The sequence below is a fragment of the Streptomyces griseorubiginosus genome, assembly GCF_017614965.1.
GTDB classification, from domain to species: Bacteria; Actinomycetota; Actinomycetes; order Streptomycetales; family Streptomycetaceae; genus Streptomyces; species Streptomyces griseorubiginosus_B.
Map to the genome: position 1 here is coordinate 1 of NZ_WVUG01000531.1, position 3,090 is coordinate 3,090.

The following is a 3,090-nucleotide window of genomic DNA, read 5'->3' on the forward strand; positions in this document are numbered from 1 at the left end:
CCGGAGCCGACCGCGGCCCCGCCTCACCGAAAGCTTGGTTCAAATCGCTATTCATTACCGACCATGGTGGTTGATACATTCAGCGAGGACAAGCCCCGTCCCACGGACGAGTCCCGCCCCGGGGACCGGCCCCGACCCGAGGAGGATCCCATCCCCGCACTCCGCTTCGGCGTCAACTACACGCCCCGCCGCGGCTGGTTCCACTCCTGGTACGACTTCGACCCGGACCACGCCCGCGAGGACCTGGCCCAGATAGCCGGCCTCGGCCTGGACCACGTCCGCGTCTTCCACCTGTGGCCGCTGCTCCAGCCCAACCGCACGCTCATCCGGACGGCCGCCGTCGACCAGCTGGTCCACCTCGTGGACCTCGCGGCCGAGGCCGGTCTGGACGTCATGGTCGACGGCGTGCAGGGCCACCTGTCGAGCTTCGACTTCTATCCGGAGTGGACCCGCAGCTGGCACCACCGCAACGTCTTCACCGACCCGGAGGCCCTCGAGGCGCAGGCCGAGCTGCTGCGCACCCTCGGCCGCGCCCTCGCCGACCGGCCGAACCTCCTCGGCCTCCAGCTCGGCAACGAGCTCAACAACCTGGTCGAGCACAACCCGGTGACGGCCGGGGAGGTCGACCGCTACCTCGACATGCTGCTGACGGCGGCCCGGGACGGTCTGCGTCCGGGCCTGCTCGCCACCCACTCCGCCTACGACGCCGCCTGGTACGGCGACGACCACCCCTTCACACCGCAGGCCTCGGCCCGCAAGGGCGACCTGACGACCGTCCACCCCTGGGTGTTCTCCGCGAACTGCGCCGGACGTTACGGCTCCGGCTCCTTCGAGGTGCTGCATCTCGCCGAGTACGGAACGGAGTTGGCCAAGGCGTACGCCGAGGATCCGTCCCGTCCGGTGTGGGTCCAGGAGACGGGCGCCCCCGAGCCGCACATCCCGGCCGCCGACGCCCCGCGCTTCGCCCGCGCCACCGTGCTCAACGCGGCCGACTGCCAGGGGCTCTGGGGCGTGACGTGGTGGTGCTCCCACGACGTGGACCGGTCCCTGGCCGACTACCCGGAACTGGAGTACACCCTGGGCCTGTTCGACTCGGCGGGCCGGCCCAAGCCGATCGCCGAGGCCCTGGCTCAGACCGTCGCGGAACTGCGCGCCCAGCCCCCGTCCCCCCAAGCACGCGGCACCGCCCTGGTGTTGGACTGCACGCCCGGCACCCGTTCCGTCTCCGGTCCGGGAGGCGCGTACTTCGAGGCGTGGATGCGGCTGCGCGCGCAGGGCGAGCGCCCGGCCGTGGTGCTGGCCGAACGGGCCGACGACGCCGCGCACTTGGCGGCGCGCGGGATCGTGCGGACCGTACGGCCGTAGCCGCTCGGCCTCAGCACTCGGCGGCCAGCACCTCCGCGACCGCCCGCAGATTGACCCGGCCCCGTCCGTAGGAGAGGACGTCCCCGCCCTCCGGCAGCCCGGTGTCCACGCGTACCGCGTCCGGGCGCCGGGCCAGCAGGGCGTCGCGGAGCCGGGCCTGCCAGGGGTGCAGTCCGGCGTCGCAGGTGGCCACGACCAGCGGAGCGCCCTCGGACACGCGCAGGATGCCGTCGGCGAGGGGGGCGGAGTCACTGGGCTCGCCGCTGACGGCCGTACCGGAGGCGGTGGGGTCGAGGGCGCGCACCTCGGTGAGCAGGTCCTCGCCACCCCAGTTGAGGGCGGGGTGCGGGGGCGGGAAGAGGTCGACGACATGGGCGCCGCGCACGGGCGCAGGCACGGGCCGGGCGCGCACCGCGCGGCGGGCCGCCTCGAGCCCGGCCCCGGAGTCCCAGCCGGCGACCGGCCCGGCGCCGGGGGCCGCGTACCGCTCGGCGAGCCGCCGCACCCGTCCGGCCGCCTCCCAGACGCGTTCCTCTGGCAGCCGCCGGGAGTGCAGGGCATCCAGGACCTCGTCCCGGCAGGCGAGCGTGACCTCCAGGTCCGGTACGGCGACGATGACCTGGTCGGCGCCCGCGGCGAGGGCGATGCGGGCACCGGCGGCCTCGCCGTAGCGGCCCGCGATCGCCTTCATCTCCAGGGCGTCACTGACCAGGACGCCTTCGAAACCGAGGTCCAGGCGGAGGACATCACCCAGGATGCGGCGGCTGAGGGTGGCGGGACGGTTGGCGTCCAGCGCCGGGTAGACGACGTGCGCGCTCATCAGCATCGGCACACCGGCGGCGACGGCCGCGCGGAACGGTTCGAGGTCGGCGCGCAGTTCCTCACCCGGCCTCGGGTCGACGGCCATGTCGTGGTGGCTGTCGGTCTCGGTGCCGCCGTGGCCGGGGAAGTGCTTGGCGCAGGAGGCGATGCCACGGGCCTCGGTGGCGCCGATCCAGGCCCGCAGATGGCGGGCGGCGAGCTCGGGTTCGGCCCCGAAGGACCGGGTGCGCACGATCGGGTTCAGCGACTGGTGCTGGAGGTCGGCGACCGGGGCGTACGAGGCGGTGATGCCGAGGGTGGCGAGGTGCCCGGCGAGCGCGTCGGCGCAGCGGGCGGTGAGGTTCGGGTCGTCGACGACGCCGAGGGCGTAGCTGCCGGGGACCTCGGGGGCACCGGCGGCGACGAGGTGTCCGATGCCGCCGCCCTCGTTGTCGATGGCCACCAGCAGGTCGGGGCGGATCGCGCGCAGCGCGTCGGTCAGCTCGCGGACCTGCTCGGCGTCGCGCACGTTGCGGGTGAACAGGATGACGCCGCCGAGACCCCGGTCGATCAGGCGTTTGAGGGTGTCGGGGAAGGTGGTGGTGCCCTCGAATCCGGCGACGAGACAGCGGTGGACGGCCTCGTCCAGGTCGGAGGAGACGGGAGACGGGGGCTGGGTCTCGCGGACGTGCGGGGAGGTCACCTCTAGGATTCTTCTGACTCGCTCAGCCGGAAGTCAACCCTTGGTTGGATGATTGATTCATCTACGCCGTATGTCGTCCTGGGTATCACCGCAGGTCGGCGCCGAGGACAACGTTCGCATCGGGTTTCGGCACCACGGGCCGGTGGCAGAGATAGAGCCTGGGAGGTCGACGGACGCCCCCATGGCCGAAAACCGGCCACGTCTGCCCCGTCGTCCACCCG

The 3,090-nt window shown here is 73.1% G+C and carries 2 protein-coding genes; one reads left to right on the forward strand and one right to left on the reverse strand.

From position 1 onward, the window contains the following. Nucleotides 1-63 precede the first annotated feature (63 nt). Complete coding sequence (locus GRC12_RS43170) at nucleotides 64-1,365, forward strand: glycoside hydrolase 5 family protein (RefSeq protein WP_208785903.1); 1,302 nt, start codon at nucleotides 64-66, stop codon at nucleotides 1,363-1,365. A gap of 10 nt (nucleotides 1,366-1,375) precedes the next feature. On the opposite strand, the gene nagZ is transcribed toward GRC12_RS43170, so the two are convergent. Beyond that, nucleotides 1,376-2,869, reverse strand: a complete 1,494-nt coding sequence (nagZ, locus tag GRC12_RS43175) for a beta-N-acetylhexosaminidase (protein ID WP_208785904.1) — start codon at nucleotides 2,867-2,869, stop codon at nucleotides 1,376-1,378. Nucleotides 2,870-3,090 lie beyond the last annotated feature (221 nt).